The following is a 21,607-nucleotide window of genomic DNA, read 5'->3' as shown; positions in this document are numbered from 1 at the left end:
GGTTCAGGGTCAGAATCGGTCAGAATCGATAGGTCAGGTCGAACACGATGCGCAGCTCGCGCTCGCGCTGGCCGTCATAGGGCCGGCTGGTGGCGGTGACGGTGGCGCCCACGTCGAACACGTCGTTGGTCCGAAAGCGCTGGCCGTAGCCGAGCAGCAGGATCGCGCCGGTGCCGAAGCCTTGCTGGCTGTACGCGCCGGCACCCGCCAGGAACTGCTGTTCCCAGGCGGTCTCGTAGCGGCGGTACAGCGTGTGCGTGAGCCGGGCCGACGGCAGCACCGTCAGGTCCGCGCGCGGGCTGTAGTACGACACGTCGGTGCGGCTGTTGCGCGAACTCCACAGGTCCACCAGCAGGTCGGCCTTCAGGTGCGGCGCGGTGTAGACCCGCTGCACGCCGGAGATGCCGCCTTCGAGCCGGTCATTGCCGTCGCTGAAGTGCGACGGCGCCACCGTCAGCATCCACTCGCTGGCCTCACTCGCGCGCCAGCGGCCGTAGACCTGCACGTTGTTGGCATAGACGCCGTTGAGCAGCGCCTGCAGCGGCGTCGCGGTCGAGCGCATCGCGGCCGAAGCGCCGATGCGCCAGCGGTCGTCCAGGTCATAGTCCACCGCCACCCGGCCGCCCTGGCGCGCGCCATAGCCATACCAGTGCGTGGACAGCTCGGCCTCGACGGTCAGGTCGCGCACGCGCCGCTGCACGCCGGCGCGGGCCCAGCGGTAGTCGACACGCCCTTCGTCGAAGCGGCCGGTGGCATAGCCCACGCCGCCGAAGGCACGCCAGTCATAGTTGATTGGCGGCGTGTACAGCACCGACTCGATGCCGAAGTTGCCGTCGCCCACCACGGGGCTGTCATTGGCCAGGCCGCGATACCCTTCGATGCGCAGTTCGGCCTTGTTGTGCACGGCCCACTCGCGCGCCAGGCGGCGGGCGGTCAGGTCTTCCGGGAAGCGCGCCAGGGTATCGTCGCGCAGCATTTCCGCCTGGCGCCATTCCTGCAGGTCGAGCGCGGCGTGGCCCTGCTGCACTTCCACCGCGAGCGCGCGCGGCGTCACCGTTTCGGCGGCCTTCAGCTCCTGCTCGGCGGCGCGCGGCCAGCCGCGCGCCAGGTAGACATTGGCCAGGCCCGCGCGCAAGCCAGAATGGCCGGGCGCGTTGCGCACCAGGTCTTCCGTGCGCTGCTGGGCCTGCGGGGTATCGTCTGCCTGCAGGCGCGCGCGCGTGGCGGTCTGCTCGGCGGACAGCCACAGGTCGTTGGGCTGGCGCGTCGGCTGGCCCCGCACCCAGCGCCATTGCGGCTGCTCGGCGCGGGCCTCGCTCACCACCTCGCCCGCCGGGTCGAAGGCTTCGGCTTCTGCATTCGCGTAGTACAGGCCGGTCTGGGCCTTCAGGCGCGTTTCGGGGTCGAGCCCGTGCGGGTAGGCTTCGCGCACCTGACGGAACAGCTCCGCGGCCTGCTCGGGGTGACGCAGATAGAGGTAGGCCGAGGCAACGTCGCCCAGCGCGTAGACGGGTACGGCGACACCCTCGGCGCGCAGCGCCTCGTAGCTGTCGACCACGTCTTGCATGCGAAAGCGCGCATGCAGCGCGCCGAGGCGGTCGATGCGGGCGCGGCGGTACAGGGCCTCGCCTTGCCCTTCCTTCAGGCCCTGCGCCTGCAGTGCAGGCAGAAGCGCGTCATAGCGCGCCAGCGCGCGGTCGGCGATGGCAAAGCGCTCGGCCTCCATCCGCACAGGCATGTCGGCGAGCCGCACCAGTTCGGCGGTGGCATCCAGTTCCAGCGTCTGGCGGGCCGCGGTGTCAAACAGTGCCGGATGCTCGCCCGCCACGCGCAGCGCGGCATCGGGCAGCCCGGCGCGCTGCAGCGCGCCCACGTATGCGCGCACGGCGTCGGCGCGTTTGGGCGCTCGGGTATAGGCCTGATCGACTTCAAACAAGGCCTCGTACGGTTCGCCGGCGCGCGCCTGCGCATAGGCCAGCGCCAGACGGCTGTCGACGTCATCCGGCTGCTTGCGCACCAGTGCCTGGCCCGCGGCGACGGCTTGCGCGGCCTGTCCGCTGTCGGCCAGCACGCCAACCTCGCCCAGCGCAAACACCGGCTCGGCGGGGAAACGCTGGCGTCCTTCGCGGTAGCGCGCCAGCGCCTCATCCCAGCGCTTCTCGTCGCGCAGCGCGCCCGCCGCCGCGGCCAGCACCTGCGGCGGCGCGGTGCGCGCGGCGCCCGCTTGCTCCAGCTCTCCGTAAGCGGCCAGCACCTCATCGAAACCTCCGGCCCAGCCGGCGATGATGATCCGGTCAAACGCCGCGCGCCGGTCCGAGGGAGCGCTGGCGACGCGCTCGCGCAGCATCGTCAGCGCACTGGTGTAGTCACCGGCGCGGGCGCGCTGGATCAGGGCGTCGTATTCGGCGTCAGCCTGCGCGGGTGCCGGCATGCAGCAAAGTGCCGCCGCCACGCCGGCCGCGAGCCCGGCCGGCATGCGCCGGCGCAAGGTCCCACGCAGGGCGGGACGGGTGCCGGCACACGAAGGTTGCGTCATCAGTGAATCCATGGGATTCGCAGCCTGTCTCTTTTCATGCCCGAGCGCCGGCCCGCCTGCTGGAAGCGTGCGCGCGCCTGGGGTCCGTTATCGGCAGATGACATGCGGCACGGAGACACGGAACCCGATCGGACCTGGCCGCAGGAGAGAGGCGGCAGGACAGGCCTACGGGATCCGGCGGGCACCGAGGAACCACGCCGGATGGCCAGCCCGCGATGGGCCTGGCGTCGTGCAGACGCTACCGCCGCCAGTGGCGGGGTGCGTTGCCGCAAATCAGGGGAAAGTGTAATGGCGCCGCGAAAATCAAATCGTGAACATTCGCAAACAAATTTACAACCTGCATCAAATTCCCGGTGCGGATTCTGGCCGCATTCCGTGATTCAGGACAATCCCCGTTCGGGGGAAACATTACCCAGTTCTGGCCGGAACGCCTTGCCCGGCTTGGCCTGGTGCCGCGCGAGCTTCTGGGAGTTTTTTGAGCCGGGCCTTGTCGCGACATTCGCAAATATGACTTAGTCCCTCGCGCACGAGTATCTTTATTTTTTGCGGGCTTGCATATGCCTTCGGCACCAGCCGGTACCTCAGGCGCCTGCCATCGTTTCCGCCGTGACTTCCCATCCCGCATCAATGCCGCCGGGGAGCATCTGTCCGCGATCCTCGCCCACCTCCGTGTCGATCAGGCGGTTCAGCTTTTCGTTCATGGCGAGGATGAGCTCGCGATGCTGCGCGCCACTGGCAGCCAGATTCACCATCTCGAACCGGTCCACTTGCAAGTCATACAGTTCCAGGTCATTGAAGCGAACGAGCTCTTCCAGCGTCGTCGGCCGGTTGTGCTGCTTGGGAGAAAAGTAGCGCGCAAAACTGTACCGGCCATCATAGACAGCGCGCACAGCGCCGCGCTTCATCAGGTCGGGCCGGATGCCCGCGCTCTTGATCTGGTCCGGCTTGCCGCCTTTCTGTACGAAGGCAGTGGCCTTGAACAGGAAATCACCATCCAGATAGGCAAGCATGTTGTAGCAGAACAGCGCGCCGTCGCGGATGGCGCTGAACTCTGCCCTCTCGGGCGCGGCAAGCAGCCCGGACAAGTCCTTGCCCGGCAGCCCTTTGACAAGGCCGGCGCGCTTGTCGGCCGACACACCCGTCATGGAAACCAGCGTCGGCGCAATATCCAGGTGAGAGGTAACCGCCCGGCACTGCCCGCCGCCGCGATAAGCCGGATGCGCAATGACCAGCGGCACGTTGTTTTGTTCGCGGTACGAAACGGCGCCCTTGGCATGCAGCTGGTGGGCGCCGTCCATATCGCCGTGATCGGACGTCAGTATGATGATGGTCTTTTCCGTCAGGCCTGCTGCATCCAGCTCTGCCAGCACGGCCGCGATATTGCGGTCCACGTCCCGCATGCAGTTCAGGTAATAGTTATGCCGCCGGCGCCAGCGCCCGACCTCGTTGGGAATTTCGCCAACCAGCGCATCGTGCGAGCGCAGGAAGTCCCGATGCGCCTGCGGGCGTCCCGGTGCGTCCAGCGCCTGCGCGTGGCTTGCCGGCAGTTCGAATTTCCACTGTGTCGCATACAGCGGATCCAGCGGTTCGCGCGCCACGTGGGTAATGCCGCGCTGCGTCTGCACCGGGTCGCCAGGCGGGTCGGTGTCGTAGAACATCACATCGTGCGGGTTCACCAGGTTCACCGCCAGAAACCACTGCTTGCCCTCCGCGGTCAGGTCGCGCCCCTTGCTGCGCAGCCAGCTGGTGCTCATGGCGGCAATCACGCCATCGTGCGCGTATCCGCCGCGGGTGTGGGCGATGATGTCGCCAATGCCGACGTAATCGGAAAAGCCGTAGGCCTCCATCTCCGACGTGAAGATCTTGGTCGGGGTGCCGAGCTTGTTGACCGTTTCGAACTCCTTGGTCAGGTGCCATTTTCCCTTGTACGCCGTGTAATACCCCGCCTGTCGCAGCCTGTGGCCCAGCGTGAGAATGTCCGTCGACATACTCCCGATCCACGGGAAGTTTGTGTTGTCGAACATCCGCGTCTGCTGGATGTGCTGGCCGGTGTAGAGCACCGAGCGGGACGGCGTGCAGACGCAGGAATTTATGCGGTGGTTCACAAAAGTGGTGCCACGCTTCATTAGGCGCCGGTGCGCCGGCAGCTCGAAGCCCGCCGGCAGTTCGCCGGGCTGAAAGAAGCGCTCCTGATCGACGAGGATCAGCAGGATGTTGTAGGGGCCAGCGGCTGCACCCTTCTGCCCTGCGGATTGCGGCAACGCGCCGGACGCTGTCGCTGCGGATGCCGCGCTTGCGCCCGCCCCGACGCCCAGCGCCACGGCGCCAGAACCTGCAACGCGGAGGAAATCGCGCCGGCTCAGTGCGGCGCCCTGCTGTGCATCGTTGCCCATGGTGCCCCTTGCGCAAAGCGGACTGACCACATCAGCCGCGACGCCGACGGGCGGCGTGCCGGGGTCTGACCGGTAAGACATAGTCTATCAATGGCGCTATCGGCTTCGCGCAGAGGGAATGGCTGCAGTGTTGGCTATCGCACCAATGCGGGATTCGAGGCTTTAGCGCCTGCCAGAGTACCGTCATGCCCGCGTCATCCATCGGAATCTGGCGTGCCCGATTGACAATGCAATCCGACCACGTAGGCGTCCATTTCCAGAGCCGAGGAGCGGTCGGCCTCTGCCGCGACCACCCCGCCACTTTTGTATCGCACTGTATCTGGCGCGGCACCGGACACGAAATATTGCATGCTGGCCGCTGCACGGAAACAAGCGGGATACGTGCAGGCGCTCCAATGCTGCTGATCGCCTACGACGGCCAGTACGACAACCGCGCCGCCGCGTGGCTGGCGTCGGCGGTTTCCCTGACCTGAAATCCCTGGCTGAATTGTTCTCGCTGAATCCTTCCTCGACTGTCTGACACGGAGACTGCACCATGCACCGCATCCTGCGCGCCCTGCTCGCCGCCACCATCATCCTCGCCGCCACCCACGGCGCTCCCGCTGCCGCCGCGTCGGCGGATTTCGGCAAGGCGCCGGAATTCACCGGCATCGAGAAATGGCTCAACTCCGAACCGCTGACCCTTGCCGGACTGCGCGGCAAGGTCGTGCTGGTCGATTTCTGGACACACGACTGCATCAACTGCATCCGCACCCTGCCCCATGTGCGCCAGTGGTACGACAAATACCGCGACAAGGGGCTGGTGGTGGTCGGCGTGCATACGCCGGAGTTTGGCTTCGAAAAGTCAACCGCCAATGTCCAGGCCGCGCTAAAGCGCTTCGATATCCGCTACCCGGTGGCGCAGGACAACAAGTACGCCACCTGGAATGCCTGGCGCAACCAGTATTGGCCGGCGCTGTATCTTGTCGATGCCAGCGGCAATGTCGTTTACAAGCACTTCGGCGAAGGCAACTATGCCCAGACCGAAGCGGCCATCCAGAAGGCCCTGGCCGACGCCAAGCGCTGACCCGTCCGGCGCGCGGCGGGCCCGGCTAGCGGCGCTGCGCGCTGGCCGTCGGGGGCAGCTTCAGCAGCGGATACGGGTTGATCGCACCCCCGGCGGCATAGATGCCGTAGTGCAGGTGCGGCGGCGTGCCGCGCGCGTTGCCGGTGGTGCCGACATAGCCGAGCACCGTGCCCGGAGCCACGATATCGCCCGCGCGTATCGCCGCGTAGTCGTCGAGGTGCGCGTAGTAATGCATCTGCCGTCCCGGTCCCATTACCCATACCACCTTGCCGCCGAGCGAATTGGTGCCGACGCGCGAGACGATGCCTTCCGTAGCCGACAGCACCGGCCGGCCGCGTGGCGCGAAGATGTCGATGCCCTCATGCTTGCGCCCGCCGGAGCGCGCGCCATGCCAGGTGTCGCGCAGTGCGCGCGCGGCGACGCCTTGCACCGGGACCGGCAGCACCGTCGGCGCGGGGCGGGCCGCCAGCCGCGCCGCATAGATGGCGCGTTCCAGCTGGGGCTGCAGCCATGGCCACGCGGCCCACAAAATGGCCGCCACCACCGCCGGCCAGACCAGGCGTCCGACCAGTGGCCGGCGGCCCGGCGCATCGCCGTACCGCGCCGATGCGGGTTCAGCGGTCGGGTCCGGAGCCGGTCCGCGATGGGGATCGAATTGAGGCATATCCGCTTCGACGGCGGCACGGCCGACAAATTCCGCACGCTGCCACGTGGCGCGCGCGTCACTGCGCGGGCGGCTGGCACACACCGCCGAACCATTATCGGGCGGGCTGGTCATATCTCGACTTATCGACAGCAACGAGGAGAAGGCATGGATTGTCCGGTGTGCCCGCAAACCCAACTGGTGATGTCCGAAAGGCAGGGCATCGAGATCGACTACTGCCCGAAGTGCCGCGGCGTATGGCTGGACCGCGGCGAGCTCGACAAGATCCTGGAGCGCTCCGTCGCCGCGGCGCCCGCGCCGCAGGCCATGGCGCCCGCCGCGCCGCCCCAGCAGGGCTACGGCGACCGGGACCGCGGCCATGAGCGGGACCGCCCTCGTGACCATGACCGGGATCGCTATTACGACGAACGCCAGCAGAAGCACTATCGCAAGAAGAGCATCTGGCACGAGTTGTTCGACTGAACGCTGGCTGCGCGCCGCTGGCTGCACGCAATACCCCGCCGCATTACCGCGCATTCCCCCAGATGCGCCGGCGATCCCGCTATCCCTTGCGGCGCCGGCGCGCAACCTCCGCCGCCGCGTCGCGCAGTTCCGGCGGCAGCGCGCGGATCTCCGCCGCAAAGAACGCCCGCTCGGCCGCGCGCAGCGCCGGCAACTGCGCTGCCAGCCGCTCCACCGCCGCGCAGGCTTTCGCCGTTGCGCCTTGTTCTTGTGTCAGGTACCAGGCCGACTCCAGCAACAGATTGGCCAGTTGCAACGGCCCCAGGCTGACATGGCCGGCGTCGTGGTCCTCCAGCGCAAAGGCGGCCACGGCCGACCAACGCACGAAACCCTTGGCCGGCGCAAACGGCGCGTGGAAGGGCCGCAGCGCATCGATGGCGTCGGCCACGGACAGCGGGCGCTGGCGGCGAAAGGCGGCCACGCTCTCCACTCCCTTGCCTGCGCCGGTCCCGCCTGCGCAGGTTCCGCTATCGCCGGGCGCATCCGGCCCGCAGCTGCCGCGCGCGATGCGCAACAGGAAGATCGCGTTCCATGCGGTGCCGCCGCCAACCCCGAAGCGATCGCAGATCCATTCCGACAACCCCAGCCAGCGCATCGCCTGCCGTTGCACCGCGCCGGCATCGAGCGCGCGGCCGGGATCGACCAGCCCATGGCGCCAGAACAGCCACAGGCACAGGCCGATATTGGCCGCGGCATGCTGTACGGCGTCGACCGAATCGGCTTCGTAAGCGGCTTGCAGCGCTGCCGCGAAGGCATCGAGGGCATGCTGCGCCGACAGCGCCGGCGCCACCTTGCCGGCAGCGGCCTTGCCCATCGCACCGGCCTTGTACAGCAGCCCCTCCAGGTTCAGCACCTCGAAGCGCAGGCGCGGGTTGTAGCGCACCGCCGGGGATAGCTCCGGATCCGCGCGCAGTGCGGCCAGCCCGGCGCCTGCGCCCTCGTGGTCGCCGCGCGTATAGCGGGCCCAGGCGCGCACCACGTGCGCCATCGCCGCGAAGGTGGGCATGGCGGCGCCGGGGCTGCCTGCCCGGGCCAGCCGATCAAAGCGGGCCAACGCGGCGCGGCTCTGCTCAAGGCTGCCACAGCGGCGCCAGGCCAAACTTTCCTTTAGCAGCGACAGCGCCTGCTGGAACGGATCGCCGGCGCTGCGCTGCGCCGTGCGGAACGCTTCGGCCACGGCGGTGCCTTGCGCGCCGGCATAGCCGTCCTGCGCGCTGCGCATGGCCTGCGTCAGTTCGCTCCAGAAGGCCATGTCGCGCATCACGTAGGCCGCACCGTCCGGCATGCCGGACACTGGCGCCGCGGCATCGCCGAAGCCCAGCTGCCGCGCCAGTGCCGCCGGGCCCAGCGTGCGTCCGTGCGCGACGAAGCGCAGCCGCGCGGCCTGCGCCGCCGTCATCCAGAACGGTCCGCGGCTACGTTGCGCGGGATTGGTCGTTGCCGGGTCGCGTTGCCGGTCCGCGCCCCAGCCCAGCGTCACGCCCCACCGGGCAAAGTCCGCGAAGGCGCGCGATACCAGCATGCGCAGGTTGGCGGCGGCCGGAAAGGCGCTGCGCACTGCCGCCACTTTCACGTCACCGCCGCTGCGCTGCGCATGCCAGGCGCGCGCCAGCAGCCAGACCGACTGGAAGCGGGCGGGCTCGCCATTGACACGGTAGGGGGCGCAGACGTCGATACAAAGCAGGGCGGCGGGCATGGCTGAAGTCGTAGCAGGCTGAGGGTCAGGGCGATGCAGCGCCGTCATGTTACGCAAGTTACAGCGTGCGCGGTTGGCGTGCGTGGGGCGCTCTCCTATGCTGCGCACCAACGGTCCGGGCCCGGATTGCCACCAGAAGATTCCTATCCAACCCAACACGCTACTGCCATGCCTATCCGAATCGCCCGTTTGCTGTCCCCGGTTGCCGTGGGACTCGCACTGCTTGCCGCCGCCCTGCCCGCCACCGCCGCACCCAAAGCGGCGCCGCTCGATGTAGACGCGCTGTTCCGCCAGGCCGGCACCACCGGCACCATGGTCATCCATGACCTGCGCCGCGATCGCGTGCTGACCTACAACGCTGTGCGCGCGGCCACGCCGTACTCGCCTGCGTCGACCTTCAAGATCATGAACTCGCTGATCGGCCTGGACAGCGGCGCCGTGGCCGATATCGACCACGACAAACTGCCGTGGGACGGCAAGGTCTGGCTGGTCGGCGGCAAGGCTGTGCTGCCTGAAGCTTGCAACGCCGACGTGCCGCTGCGCGTGGCCTTCCCCAACTCATGCGTGCCCGCCTACCAGGCGCTGGCGCGGCGGGTCGGCAGCAAGGCCTACCAGCGCTACCTGACCGCCTCGCATTACGGCAATGCCGACAGCTCGGGGCCGGTCGATCGCTTCTGGCTCAATGGCAGGCTGCAGATCTCCGCCTACCAGCAAATCGATTTCCTCAAAGGGCTGGTGCAGCGCACGCTGCCGTTCTCACCGGCCGCGTTCGATGGCGTGGACCGGCTGACGGTGATCGAACGCACCGCAGGCTATACGCTGCACGGCAAGACCGGCTGGGCCGATTCCGCGCAGCCGGCAGTCGGATGGCTGGTGGGGTGGGTGGAGCGCGGCGGCGACAACTACCTGTTCGCGCTCAATCTCGACCTGATCAAGCCCGAGCACGCCAAGGCGCGGATGGAGATCGCGCGCGCGGCGCTGCGGCAGGCCGGGGCGCTGCCGGATTGAGTGGCACCTGACGCCTACGGCACCGTCCCGCCGAGCTGCCGCAAAAGCTTCTTCACGATTTCGTCGTGCAGCGCCAGCGCGGCAGCAAGCGTCGGCGCGCCGTAGCTTTCGTTGTCCTGCTCGCCCATACCAGTTACACGGGTCACGAACAGCGGCGCGTCGCCTGATGCCTGCGCCAGTCCGCGAAAGCGCGTGGTCACCACGCCGCCGCTGTCCTGCAGCAGTGTGCGGCGGAACACTGGATCGTTTTCAGCCATCCAGCGCTCCCATTCCTCACGGGCCGTCACCTCGACCGGCCGGTTCTTCAAATCCAGCACGTAGTAGCGGCTCCAGTGGCCAGTATCGGCGGCGCGGGCCTTCATCTTTTGCCTCGGCGTTCTGTAGTCCGGTTTCTACGCTAGGCAGCCTGGCGCCGGCGCGCAAGTGAAGTGCCGTTCAAGTATCTCCAGGCTGCTGCAAAGCATTCACCTTCCGGGTTTTCCCTCGGTTGAGTTCTGTCGCTGATTATTCTTTAATTCAACGTGAATTAATTAATACCAAGGCCGCCGCGCACCCGCGTCGGCCAGAGGACGGAGACAACATGACCGCATCCAAGGCAGGCCGTGGCGTGAATTCCGCCAGCCTGCGCCTGTACAACGAACGCGCGTTGCTGTTGGCGTTGCGCCGCGCCGGCGAGGCGTCGAAGGCCGATCTGGCGCGGATGGCGCAGCTGACCAACACCGCGGTTGGCAGCATTGTGCAGACCCTGGCCGACGAAGGCCTGGTCGAGCAGGCCGGCCGCCGCACCGAGGGCCAGCGCGGGCAGCCAGCCAGTCTGATCCGGCTCAAGGCCAAAGGCGCCTTCGGCATTGGCGTGAGGCTGGACCGCGGCAGCATCGAGACCGTAATGGTGGACTTCGCCGGCGAGCTGCTCGCCAGCCATGCGCACCAGCTGGTGCTGCCCCATCCCGAGCAGGCACTGGAACTGGTGCGGCGCGATATCGAGGCGATGCGCGCCCGGCTCAGCCCGGGCGAGCAGAAGCGGCTGCTCGGCATCGGCGTGGCGCAACCCTATAACCTCGGGGCGTGGCTGCGCGAGCTTGACGTGCAGGGCGAGGACTTCCAGGCGAGCTTCCGCGCCTGGGACGAAGCCGACTTCGCTGCGATGCTCAACGCCGTCACCGGCCTGCCGGTGTTCAGTGAGAACGACGGCACCGCGGCCGCGGTAGCCGAGCTGTTCTACGGGCGTCACCACGCGCAGCATTTCCTCTATGTGTTCCTCGGCCCGGCCATCGGCGGCGGCGTGGTGCTCAACGGCGACTGCGTGCGCGGCGTTTCCGGCAATGCCGGCGATATCGCCATGATGCCGGTGCCGCCCAGCACCCTGCCCTCTGCGCCGCCCCCCGCCGGCACGCGGCGCGACCTGCTGTTGTCGCGCGCCTCGCTCAATGCGCTGACGCGCCACCTGCGCTACCACGGCGTGGCAATCGACGGCCATGCCGACCTGCAGCGCCAGGCCGAGCTGGGCCACCCGGCGGTGGCGCAATGGATCGACGACTGCGTCGACGCGCTGGCGCCGGCGCTGCAATCGGCGCTGGCGGTGCTGGACGTGCCGCTGGTGATCTTCGACGCCGACATCGACGGGGGGCTGGTGCCGGCTCTGATCGAGCGGCTGCAGCAGGCCCTGAATGACAGCGCCCCTGAAGCGCGCACGCCCGCCACCGTGGTGCGCGGCTGCTTCGGCGCCAACGCCGGCGCGGTGGGCGCCGCGTCGCTGCCGATGTTCATGAACTTCTCGCCGCGTGCCGAACTGCTCAAGGGCGCCTCGGCCATCGTCCCGGAGGCCAGCCATGCCATGGTCTGAAGCATCGAGCACCCTGACCCAGTCTCAGCAGCAGCGCCCCCATGGCGCCGCTGCTGCCGCGCCGCCGCTTGCGCCACTGCTTGCGCCACTGCTTGCGCTGCGCAATATCTCCAAGACCTTTCCCGGCGTGAAGGCGCTCAGCAACGTGCAGTTGACCGTCTACGCGGGCGAAGTCCATGCGCTGATGGGCGAGAACGGCGCCGGCAAGTCGACACTGATGAAGATCCTGTCCGGCGCCTACACCGCCGATCCCGGCGCGGAGTGCTGCATTGCCGGCGAGGCGGTCGCGTTCGGCGGCCCGGCCGCGGCACGCGAGCATGGCATCGCGGTCATCTACCAGGAACTGAGCCTGGCGCCGAACCTGAGCGTGGCGGAGAACATCTACCTCGGCCGGCATCTGCACCGCCATGGCATGGTCGACCGCGCCGCGATGGCCAGCGCGTGCGAAGCCACGCTGGCACGGCTCGGGGCGGACTTCACGCCGGACACGCCGGTGCACACGCTGTCGATCGCGCAGCGCCAGCTGGTCGAGATTGCGCGCGCGGTGCATTTCGAGACGCGCATCCTGGTGATGGACGAGCCCACCACGCCGCTGTCAACCCGCGAGACCGGCCGGCTGTTCGCCCTGATCCGCCAGCTGCGCGCCGAAGGCATGGCAATCATCTACATCAGCCATCGCATGGCCGAGATCGACGAACTGGCCGACCGCGTCACGGTGCTGCGTGACGGCTGCTTCGTCGGCACGCTGGAGCGCGGCAACCTGACCCAGGCCGCGCTGGTCAAGATGATGGTGGGCCGCGATCTGTCCGGCTTCTACACCAAGACCCATGGCGAGACACGCGAGGGCGCGATCATGCTGTCGGTGCGCAATATGTCCGATGGCCGGCGCGTGCGGCCGTGCAGCTTCGACCTGCGCGCCGGCGAAGTGCTGGGGCTGGCCGGCCTCGTCGGGGCCGGCCGTACCGAACTGGCGCGGCTGATCTTCGGCGCCGATGCACGCAGCGATGGCGCGGTGTTCGTCGCCGGCACGCCGCTGGCTATTGCCAGTCCGCGCCAGGCAATCGATGCCGGCATCGCCTACCTGACCGAAGACCGCAAGCTGCAGGGCCTGTTCCTGGACCAGAGCGTGCACGAGAACATCAACCTGATCGTGGCGGCCCGCGACGCGCTGCGCGGCGGCCGGCTCAACCGCGCCAGCGCACGCCAGCGCACCACGCAGGCTATCCGCGCGCTCGGCATCCGCGTGGCGCATCCGCAGGTCAACGTGGGCGCGCTGTCGGGCGGCAACCAGCAGAAGGTGATGCTGTCGCGGCTGCTGGAAACGCGGCCGCGCGTGCTGATCCTGGATGAGCCGACGCGCGGCGTGGATATCGGCGCCAAGGCGGAGATCTACCGGCTGGTGGACGAGCTGGCCCGCTCGGGTGTGGCCGTGCTGCTGATTTCCAGCGAGCTGCCCGAGGTGGTTGGGCTCTGTGATCGGGTGCTGGTGATGCGTGAAGGCGAACTGGTCGGCGAAGTGGCCGGCAGCGCCGATGCGGCCGGCATGCAGGAACGGATCATTGGGCTCGCGACAGGCGCGGGTGGGGACATTCAACACACCACACTGCATTGACAAGGCCGGCGGTTTGCTCCCCTCTCCCACGAAGTGGGAGAGGGGCCGGGGGAGAGGGCAGGCGTGTGGCAAGCATGTCGACGCTTCACTTCGTGGACGCTCCGGCCCTCTCCCCCGCCCCTCTCCCGCATGCGGGAGAGGGGAGCAAACAGTCAGCTCGCCATCGCCATCGCCATCGCAAGAAATAGAACGCAGTACACAAGTCGGCCCACGCAGGTACGACGTTCCGACAAGGAGACACCATGCGCAACCCCTTCCACCCCACCGCCCACGCCACTGCCGCGGTCGCCCCATCCAGCGGCCCCGCCCTGCCCGGCGCCGCCGGCCGCGCCACCACGCAGGAACGCTTGCGCGCGCTCGGCATGCTGCCGGTGCTGGTGCTGATCTGTCTGGGCTTCACGCTGCTGACCGAAAACTTCGCGAGCCTGCAGAACCTGTCGATCATCGCGCAGCAGGCGTCGATCAACCTGGTGCTGGCGGCGGGCATGACCTTCGTCATCCTGACCGGCGGCATCGACCTGTCGGTGGGCTCGATCCTGTCCGTGTCCGCGGTGGTGGCGATGCTGGTCTCGCTGATGCCGCAGCTGGCGGCGCTGAGCGTGCCGGCGGCATTGCTGTGCGGTTTGCTGTTCGGCCTGGTCAATGGCGCGCTGATCGCCTTCATGAAGCTGCCCCCCTTTATCGTGACGCTGGGCAGCCTGACCGCGGTGCGCGGACTGGCCCGGCTGGTGGGGGATGACAGCACCGTCTACAACCCTGACATCTCCTTTGCCTTCATCGGCAACGGCGACCTGCTGGGTATCCCCTGGCTGGTCGTGATCGCGGCGGCAGTGGTGGCGGTGTCGTGGCTGGTGCTGCGCCGCACGGTGCTGGGCCTGCAGATCTACGCCGTCGGCGGCAATGCCGAGGCGGCGCGGCTGTCGGGCATCAAGGTCTGGGTGGTGCTGCTGTTCGTCTATGCCGTGTCGGGGCTGCTGTCGGGGCTGGGTGGCGTCATGTCGGCGTCGCGGCTGTATGCGGCCAACGGCCTGCAGCTGGGCCAGTCCTATGAGCTCGATGCCATCGCCGCGGTCATCCTGGGCGGCACCAGCTTCGTCGGCGGGGTCGGATCGATTGCCGGGACGCTGGTGGGCGCGCTGATTATCGCGGTGCTGTCCAACGGGCTGATCCTGCTGGGCGTGTCGGACATCTGGCAATACATCATCAAGGGGCTGGTGATCATCGGCGCGGTGGCGCTGGACCGCTACCGGCAGAAGGGCTCGGCGCGGACCTGAGCCACGCACTGACAGGAGACAGATGGATGATCAAGCCCTTTTCCTTTCCCTTCCTCTGCGCGCTGACAGCGGTCGCAATGGCCGCGCTCGGCGCCCTGCCGGCCGCTGCGCAGGCACCGTCGCAGCCTGCCGCACAAGCCCCGCAGCGCCAGCTCAAGAAGGTCGGCGTAACGCTGGGCTCGCTCGGCAACCCCTACTTCGTCGCGCTGGCGCGCGGCGCCGAAGCTGCTGCCCGGCAGGTCAATCCCGACGTGAAAGTCACCGTGCTGTCGGCGGACTATGACCTGAACAAGCAGTTCACCCATATCGACAGCTTTATCGTCGCCAAGGTCGACCTGATCCTGATCAACGCGGCGGATGCGCGCGCGATCGAGCCCGCGGTGCGCAAGGCGCGCAAGGCCGGCATCGTGGTGGTCGCCGTCGACGTGGCCGCCGCCGGCGCCGATGCCACGGTGCAGACCGACAACACTCAGGCGGGCGAACTGGCCTGCGGCTTTATCGCCGAGCGGCTCAAGGGGCGCGGCAACGTGATCATCCAGAACGGGCCGCCGGTGTCGGCCGTGCTCGATCGCGTCAAGGGCTGCAAGGCCGTGCTGGCGCGGCACCCAGACATCCGCATCCTGTCCGACGACCAGGACGCCAAGGGCTCGCGCGAGGGCGGCCTGAACGTGATGCAGCTGTACCTGACGCGCTTTCCCAAGGTCGACGCGGTCTTCACCATCAACGACCCGCAGGCCGTGGGTGCCGACCTGGCCGCGCGCCAGCTGAACCGCCGCGGCATCCTGATCGCTTCGGTCGACGGCGCGCCCGATATCGAAGCCGCGCTGAAGGCCGATACCCTGGTGCAGGCCTCGGCCAGCCAGGATCCGTGGGCGATCGCGCGCACCGCGGTGCAGCTGGGCGTCGGCATGATGAACGGCCAGCGTCCCGCCACGCCGACCGTGCTGCTGCCGTCGACGCTGGTGACGCGCGCCAACGTTGGCCAGTACAAGGGCTGGGCCGCGCCGCGATGAGCGGCAGGCCCGCCATCTTTCCAATCCCCTTGCCGAACGCACTGCTTCTTCCCGACATGATGCACAGCCTTTCCGCCGCGGCTCCTGCCGCTGCCCACGCGCCCGAATTCGACTTCGTCCTGTTCGGCGCCACCGGCGACCTGGCGCGGCGCAAGCTGCTGCCGGCGCTGTTCGATGCGCACGCCGCCGGCGCGCTGCACCCGCGCGGGCGCATCCTGGCGCTGGGCAGCCAGCCGCTGTCGCACGACGCCTACGTGGCCATGCTGAACGACGAGGTGCTGCCGGCGCTGGCCGGCAATGCCGCAGCGTGGCGAGGCTTCCTGGAGCGCATCGTGTACCTGCAGGTCGATGCCAACGCCGATGCCGGCTTCGACGCGTTGGCCGAACTGGTCAACGCCCGCGCCGCGCCGGTGGTGGTGTGCTACCTGGCGACCGCGCCGCACCTGTTTGCCACCATCTGCGCGCAACTGGCACGCGTGGGGCTGGCCGGCGAGCGCAGCCGGGTGGTACTGGAAAAGCCGCTCGGCCATGACCTGGCCTCGTCCGAAGCCATCAATGCCGAAGTGGCGCGGCATTTCGCCGAGGATCGGATCTACCGCATCGACCACTACCTCGGCAAGGAGTCGGTGCAGAACCTGATGGCGATGCGCTTCGGCAATGTGCTGTTCGAGCCCCTGTGGCGGCGCGAATGGGTGCGGCAGGTACAGATCACCATTGCCGAGGAGCTGGGCGTTGAGCGCCGCGGCGGCTTCTACGACGGCATCGGCGCGCTGCGCGACATGGTGCAGAACCACCTGCTGCAACTGCTGTGCATGGTGGCGATGGAGCCGCCCACCAGCCTGTCGGAAGACGCCATCCGCGACGAGAAGCTCAAGATCCTGAAGGCGCTGCGTCCGATCCGCACCGAGGACGTGGCCGAGAAAGCGGTACGCGGCCAATATTGCCGCGGCGCCGCGGGCGGCAACCCGGTACCCGGCTATGCCAGCGAGCCGGGCATCGCCCCCGACAGCCGCACCGAAACCTTCGTGGCCATCCGCGCCGAGATCGCCAACTGGCGCTGGGCCGGCGTGCCGTTCTACCTGCGTACCGGCAAGCGCATGCAGTCGCGCGTGGCGGAGATCGTGATCCATTTCCACGACGTACCCTACTCGCTGTTCCCGCATCCGCTGGGCACCATGGCCGGCAACCGGCTGGTGATCACGCTGCAGCCGGAGGAAAGCATCCGCCTCTATTTCCTGACCAAGCAGCCGGGCGACACGCAGGCGCTGCTGCCTGCCTCGCTCGACCTGCAACTGACGAGCGCGGCGCCGCGCGTGCGGCGCGTGGGCGCCTATGAACGCCTGCTGCTCGATGTGATCCGCGGCCGGCTGGGCCTGTTCGTGCGCCGTGACGAGCAGGTGCAGGCATGGCGCTGGGTCGCGCCGATCCTGCAGGCGTGGGAGAACACCACCGCGCCGCCCAAGCCATACACCGCCGGCACCTGGGGGCCGGCGGCCTCCAGCGCCCTGCTGTCGCGCGACGGCCAGGCCTGGCACGAAGAAATGTAGGAGCCATCGACATGACCACCACTCTTCCCGCCTGGCAAGCGCTGCGCGCCCATGCCGAAACGATGCGCCGCACCCATATGCGCGACTGCTTCGACGGCCCGCATGGCCTTGCGCGTGCCGATCGCTTCACCGCCGAGGCCTGCGGCCTGACGCTCGACTACGCCAAGAACCGGATCACCGACGAGACACTGCAACTGCTGCTCGACCTGGCGGCACAGGCGCGCGTAAGCGAGCGGCGCGATGCCATGTTCGCCGGCGAACCAGTTAATACCACCGAGCGCCGCGCAGCGCTGCATATCGCGCTGCGCGCTTACCCGGAGGACGGCTACCGCGCGCTTGGCGTGCCGGTTGGCGAGGACGTCGCCGCGGTGCTGGGCCAGATGGAACGATTTGCCGATGCCGTGCGCAGCGGTGCGTGGACCGGCTTTGACGACCGCGCGATCACCGATGTGGTCAACATCGGCATCGGCGGCTCAGACCTGGGACCGCGCATGGTGTGCCGCGCGCTGGCGAGCGCCGACAGCACCGACAGCGCCGGGCCGCGCATGCATTTCGTCGCCAATGTCGACGGCAGCGACCTGGCACGCACGCTGGCGCCGCTGGACGCCGCGACCACGCTGGTGATCGTTTGCTCCAAGACCTTCACCACGCTGGAAACCATGGCCAATGCGGGCACGGCGCGCGACTGGTTCGTGCAGCAGGGTGCGTCTGGCGCGGACCTGGCGCGCCATTTCGTGGCGGTCTCGACCAACCGCGACGCGGTGGCCGCGTTCGGCATCGACCCGGCCAATATGTTCCCGTTCTGGGACTGGGTGGGGGGACGCTTTTCGCTGTGGTCGGCGGTGGGCCTGTCGATCGCCGTGGCAGTGGGCTTTGCGCGCTTCCGCGAACTGCTCGACGGCGCGCGCGCGATGGACCTGCATTTTGCGAGCGCGCCTGCAGCGCGGAACCTGCCGATGCTGCTGGGGCTGCTCGATGTCTGGTACCGCAGCTTCCTCGGCGCCGGCAGCCGCTGCGTGGCGCCCTACTGCGAACCGCTCGAGTTGCTGCCTGCATTCCTGCAGCAACTGGAGATGGAAAGCAATGGCAAGTCGGTGCGGCTCGACGGCGGCAGCATCCAGGCAGGCTCGGCCCCGGTGGTGTGGGGCACGACCGGCACCAACGGCCAGCACGCCTATTTCCAGATGATGCACCAGGGCTCGCAACTGGTTCCAGTGGACTTCATCGCCACGCTGGAGCCGGTCAGCGACCTGCCCGGGCACCATACCAAGCTGCTGGCCAACTGCTTTGCACAGGGCGAGGCCCTGCTGCGCGGCCGCACGGCCGACGAAGTGCGGGCAGAAGGCGTCAGCGATGAAGCCCTGGTGCCGCACCTGGTGTTCGAAGGCAACCGGCCCAGCAATACGCTGCTGCTGCAGCGGCTGGATCCGTGGCACCTTGGTGCGCTGCTCGCCTTGGCCGAGCACCGGACCTTCGTGCAGGGCGCGCTGTGGCAGATCAATTCCTTCGACCAGTGGGGCGTGGAGCTGGGCAAGAAGCTGGCCGCGCCGATCCAGCGCGAGCTGGAAGGCACGGCGGCCGCGGCCGCGCATGATGCCTCCACCGCCGCACTGATCCGCCGCGCGCAGGCCGCTCTGGCCCCGCAAGGCGCCGCGGCCTGAACTTTCCGCCGGAGATACCCGATGTCCACGCCTACCTCCCTGCCCCGCTATGTCGTCTTTGGCGAAGCCCTGACCGACATGGTGCGCCAGCCCGACGGCAGCTGGCTGGGCCTGCCTGGCGGCTCGTGCTGGAACGTGGCGCGCGCCGGCGCGCGGCTGGGCATTGCCACCGCGTTCGCCGGCGCCGTCAGCCAGGACCTGTTCGGCGACGACCTCGCCCGCGCCAGCGCCACGGCCGGGCTCGATGCGCGTTTCCTGCAGCGCGTGCCGCGCTCGCCCTTCCTTGCCTTCGTCGCCTCGCGCCATCCGCCGCAGTATTTCTTTGTCGGCGACGACAGCGCCGACCTGCACTTCGATCCCGCCGCGCTGCCCGCCGGCTGGCGCCAGGCTGCCGAAGTCGTGCATTTCGGCTCGATCAGCCTGGTGCGCCAGCCGCTGGCCGCACGGCTGTGCGAAGAGGCCACCCAGGCCGCCCAGGCCGGCAAGCACATCGCCTTCGATCCCAATTTCCGCGACCTGATGCGCACGCCCGGCTACGCCGCGGTGCTGGCGCATATGCTGCGCCTGGCCAGCTACGTCAAGATCTCCGACGAAGACCTGGCAGGCCTGTTTCCCACCCTCGACACCGGTGCCGCACTCGCGCAGGTGCGCGCCATGGCGCCGGATGCCACCGTGATGCTGACGCGCGGTGCCCAGGGCATGACCCTGTTCAAAGGCAGTGCCAAGGTCGAACAGCCTGCGCTGCGTGTAGAAGTCGCCGACACGGTCGGCTGCGGCGATGCTGCAATGGGCGGGTGGATGGCCGGTGTGCTGTCGGGCGCGGCGCAGAATCTGACGGCGCAGGCGCGACTTGCTGCGGCAGCCGCAGCAGTAGCCGCGACGCGGGCTGGGGCGTATCCGCCGTCGCGCGAGGAAGTTGAGGGCATGATCGCCGCAACGCGGTAGGCGGTACCGACCACCGCAAGTAACGATTCCATACCATCGGGCTGGCAATGTGTTGCGCTAAGCCTGACCGCAATTCCGCGCGCAATGCGCGTCGGAGAATTTAGTTGCGATCGGGCGTTGGACTATTATCATACTGTGATAACATACCAATGCGCGACCCTGGCCTCGACACATTGCTGGATCTGAATGGCACTCGCTTCGTTCTCGACGAGGCGGGCATTTGCTGGGTGAAGTTCGATATCAGCGTCTGCGCTGTATCGCCTGAACGTCCACACGGGCTCAGGTATTGCCTGACCCTGCACGAACGTAGTGGCCGCCGCTTGCTTGGTTTCGACAATGCTCATGGCATCCGCGACCGATGCGGCCGCGGCGCACGTACGCGCATTACATACGACCACCAGCATGTGGGAGCCCGGGTTCGGTTTTATGACTACAAGGATGCGTCCAGCTTGCTGCAAGATTTCTGGACCGAGGTTGGCAAGATCCTGCGGCTCAAGGAGTGAACAATGACCAGAAAACTCAAGATCGGCATCGCGTCACTGGAGGATTTCAAAGCCCGGACCATGGCAATTGCCCGCGGAGAACTCAAGCCCGGGAAGAATGAGCCCAAGGTCTGGTTTCAGTCGCTGGACGTCCTTGCCAAGGTACTGTCGCCGGCCAACCGCCACCTGCTTGCCGTGATCGCCGAAGTCAATCCTGAATCGCTCGATGAGCTTTCCCAACGCACCGGACGTGCCGTGTCAAACCTGTCCCGGACGTTGCGTACGATGGAAGGCTACGGGCTGGTTCACTTCGAGCAAGGGCCACGCCGCAAGCTCGCACCACGCGTCCACTATAGCGGCATAGAGCTTGAGCTAGCCTTTCATTGAGCGGGCCGATACCCGCTCCCAGGCTCCGCACGCTACGGCAAAAACGCCGGCGACAACAGCCGCAACCCGATCGTAAAAAACCGCTCGCCAGTCCCACCGCCGAACACATTGCCATAGGTGGTATCGACCTGCACCCGGTCCCGCACGACCCAGAAGCGCAGACCCGCCTGGAACGATGGCTTGCCGCGGTTCTCGCCGAAGGTTTCGGCCACGATGGCCACGCGCGGATGCACCTGGGTCTCCGTGCCGACACCCCATGTCATGCGCGTCTGTCCCGCTTCGGTATCGCGGTTGGCGCCGACGTTGAGGTGAGCCAGGAAGCGGTCTTCAGCAAACGAGAACGACACCGGCACATTGACATAGACGTTGCCAAACACTTTGCGTTGTTCCGCAGTCGGATGGTGGATCACGCCAGCAGTAAAGGCGACACCGTAGCCGCCGGTTTCCAGCGGCCGGAGCAGCGTCTTGCCCTGGAACTGCACGTTGGTGAAATCCGTGCCGCCGTCCACGCGCCGCAGCGAGCCGCCCAGCGTCAGTTCGAGATTTCCCGTCGGGTTGCAGCCCGGCAGCGCCCAGAACTCATTGCCGGCGGACTGGACTTGCATCCACGATTCAAGCTGGCAGGACTTGGGATCGACGATGCGGGCATCGTCGGTAATCAGCGGCCGCGCAGCGATCGCGGGGCGGCAGGCGGCGGCCAGCAAGGCCACTGCGGCGAGACGGACAAAAACCTGGTGCCATGCCATGGCAACCCTCCTGGACACATGCGGGACACGGCCGACGACGATACACGACGGTCGTGACACGATTTCGATGGACAGGAAAGGGATGCCGCCGGCTCAGCGACAGCGCGCGCGGCTGCACGCGCGCTCACCAGGATGGATGCCAATGGAAACCACTGCAGGCGGCGATGCCGCGCCTGCAGCCGCAAGACTGCAGTTGCTCAGCGCGCCATGGCGACCCGGGGCGATCCCCTTCC

Annotated in this window: 18 protein-coding genes; 12 read left to right on the top strand and 6 right to left on the bottom strand. The window is 67.9% G+C overall.

The window, feature by feature from the left end; all coding sequences use genetic code 11:
- Positions 1-19 precede the first annotated feature (19 nt).
- Both pgaA and ACIP1U_RS23165 read right to left on the bottom strand, forming a co-directional pair.
- The gene (pgaA, locus tag ACIP1U_RS23170; RefSeq protein ID WP_400319870.1) at positions 20-2,536 is read right to left on the bottom strand and encodes a poly-beta-1,6 N-acetyl-D-glucosamine export porin PgaA; all 2,517 of its coding nucleotides are present in this window, start codon (positions 2,534-2,536) and stop codon (positions 20-22) included.
- 581 nt (positions 2,537-3,117) lie between these two features.
- Complete coding sequence (locus ACIP1U_RS23165; protein WP_400319868.1) at positions 3,118-4,929, bottom strand: sulfatase-like hydrolase/transferase; 1,812 nt, start codon at positions 4,927-4,929, stop codon at positions 3,118-3,120.
- 535 nt (positions 4,930-5,464) lie between these two features.
- On the opposite strand from ACIP1U_RS23165, the gene ACIP1U_RS23160 reads away from it, so the two are divergent.
- Positions 5,465-5,995 carry a thioredoxin family protein gene (locus ACIP1U_RS23160; protein ID WP_400319864.1) on the top strand — a complete coding sequence of 177 codons (531 nt, stop codon included), beginning with the start codon at positions 5,465-5,467 and terminating at the stop codon, positions 5,993-5,995.
- Between the two features lie 25 nt (positions 5,996-6,020).
- Here the strand turns inward: ACIP1U_RS23160 and ACIP1U_RS23155 are convergent, their stop codons facing one another.
- Positions 6,021-6,659 carry a M23 family metallopeptidase gene (locus tag ACIP1U_RS23155; RefSeq protein WP_400319861.1) on the bottom strand — a complete coding sequence of 213 codons (639 nt, stop codon included), beginning with the start codon at positions 6,657-6,659 and terminating at the stop codon, positions 6,021-6,023.
- 147 nt (positions 6,660-6,806) lie between these two features.
- Here ACIP1U_RS23155 and ACIP1U_RS23150 point away from each other — a divergent pair, with 147 nt between their 5' ends.
- Positions 6,807-7,121, top strand: coding sequence for a zf-TFIIB domain-containing protein (locus ACIP1U_RS23150; protein ID WP_400319858.1), 315 nt, complete (start codon positions 6,807-6,809; stop codon positions 7,119-7,121).
- Between the two features lie 79 nt (positions 7,122-7,200).
- Here the strand turns inward: ACIP1U_RS23150 and ACIP1U_RS23145 are convergent, their stop codons facing one another.
- Positions 7,201-8,856: a hypothetical protein gene (locus tag ACIP1U_RS23145; RefSeq protein ID WP_400319856.1), complete on the bottom strand. Its 1,656-nt coding sequence runs from the start codon at positions 8,854-8,856 to the stop codon at positions 7,201-7,203.
- A gap of 168 nt (positions 8,857-9,024) precedes the next feature.
- On the opposite strand from ACIP1U_RS23145, the gene ACIP1U_RS23140 reads away from it, so the two are divergent.
- Positions 9,025-9,864, top strand: a complete 840-nt coding sequence (locus ACIP1U_RS23140; RefSeq protein ID WP_400319854.1) for a penicillin-binding transpeptidase domain-containing protein — start codon at positions 9,025-9,027, stop codon at positions 9,862-9,864.
- A gap of 14 nt (positions 9,865-9,878) precedes the next feature.
- On the opposite strand, the gene ACIP1U_RS23135 is transcribed toward ACIP1U_RS23140, so the two are convergent.
- The gene (locus tag ACIP1U_RS23135; protein ID WP_400319852.1) at positions 9,879-10,226 is read right to left on the bottom strand and encodes a hypothetical protein; all 348 of its coding nucleotides are present in this window, start codon (positions 10,224-10,226) and stop codon (positions 9,879-9,881) included.
- A gap of 218 nt (positions 10,227-10,444) precedes the next feature.
- On the opposite strand from ACIP1U_RS23135, the gene ACIP1U_RS23130 reads away from it, so the two are divergent.
- The 9 genes from ACIP1U_RS23130 (at position 10,445) to ACIP1U_RS23090 (ending at position 20,628) form a co-directional block, all read left to right on the top strand.
- Complete coding sequence (locus ACIP1U_RS23130) at positions 10,445-11,707, top strand: ROK family protein (protein WP_400319849.1); 1,263 nt, start codon at positions 10,445-10,447, stop codon at positions 11,705-11,707.
- On the top strand, positions 11,694-13,319 hold the full coding sequence (locus ACIP1U_RS23125) for a sugar ABC transporter ATP-binding protein (RefSeq protein ID WP_400319846.1): 1,626 nt from the start codon (positions 11,694-11,696) through the stop codon (positions 13,317-13,319). Before ACIP1U_RS23130 ends, ACIP1U_RS23125 begins: the two co-directional genes overlap by 14 nt.
- A 242-nt stretch (positions 13,320-13,561) precedes the next feature.
- Complete coding sequence (locus ACIP1U_RS23120; RefSeq protein WP_400319843.1) at positions 13,562-14,593, top strand: ribose ABC transporter permease; 1,032 nt, start codon at positions 13,562-13,564, stop codon at positions 14,591-14,593.
- Positions 14,594-14,619: 26 nt separating this feature from the next.
- Positions 14,620-15,606, top strand: a complete 987-nt coding sequence (locus ACIP1U_RS23115) for an ABC transporter substrate-binding protein (protein WP_400319841.1) — start codon at positions 14,620-14,622, stop codon at positions 15,604-15,606.
- A gap of 56 nt (positions 15,607-15,662) precedes the next feature.
- Positions 15,663-17,153, top strand: coding sequence for a glucose-6-phosphate dehydrogenase (gene zwf / locus ACIP1U_RS23110; RefSeq protein WP_400319911.1), 1,491 nt, complete (start codon positions 15,663-15,665; stop codon positions 17,151-17,153).
- Positions 17,154-17,164: 11 nt separating this feature from the next.
- Positions 17,165-18,814, top strand: a complete 1,650-nt coding sequence (gene pgi, locus ACIP1U_RS23105; protein ID WP_400319838.1) for a glucose-6-phosphate isomerase — start codon at positions 17,165-17,167, stop codon at positions 18,812-18,814.
- A 21-nt stretch (positions 18,815-18,835) separates the two neighbouring features.
- Positions 18,836-19,759, top strand: coding sequence for a carbohydrate kinase (locus ACIP1U_RS23100; protein ID WP_400319835.1), 924 nt, complete (start codon positions 18,836-18,838; stop codon positions 19,757-19,759).
- A gap of 149 nt (positions 19,760-19,908) precedes the next feature.
- Positions 19,909-20,262 (top strand): hypothetical protein, encoded by a 354-nt coding sequence (locus tag ACIP1U_RS23095; protein WP_400319833.1) that lies wholly within the window; start codon positions 19,909-19,911, stop codon positions 20,260-20,262.
- Positions 20,263-20,265: 3 nt separating this feature from the next.
- Positions 20,266-20,628 carry a helix-turn-helix domain-containing protein gene (locus ACIP1U_RS23090; protein WP_400319831.1) on the top strand — a complete coding sequence of 121 codons (363 nt, stop codon included), beginning with the start codon at positions 20,266-20,268 and terminating at the stop codon, positions 20,626-20,628.
- A gap of 32 nt (positions 20,629-20,660) precedes the next feature.
- Here ACIP1U_RS23090 and ACIP1U_RS23085 read toward each other — a convergent pair whose 3' ends face one another.
- Entirely contained in the window at positions 20,661-21,374 is a 714-nt protein-coding gene (locus ACIP1U_RS23085; protein WP_400319829.1) for a hypothetical protein, read from the bottom strand.
- Between the last annotated feature and the right edge of the window lie 233 nt (positions 21,375-21,607).

This window comes from Cupriavidus sp. NPDC089707 (genome assembly GCF_044748965.1).
Taxonomy (GTDB): domain Bacteria; phylum Pseudomonadota; class Gammaproteobacteria; order Burkholderiales; family Burkholderiaceae; genus Cupriavidus.
This window is presented reverse-complemented; position numbering and strand designations above follow the sequence as displayed.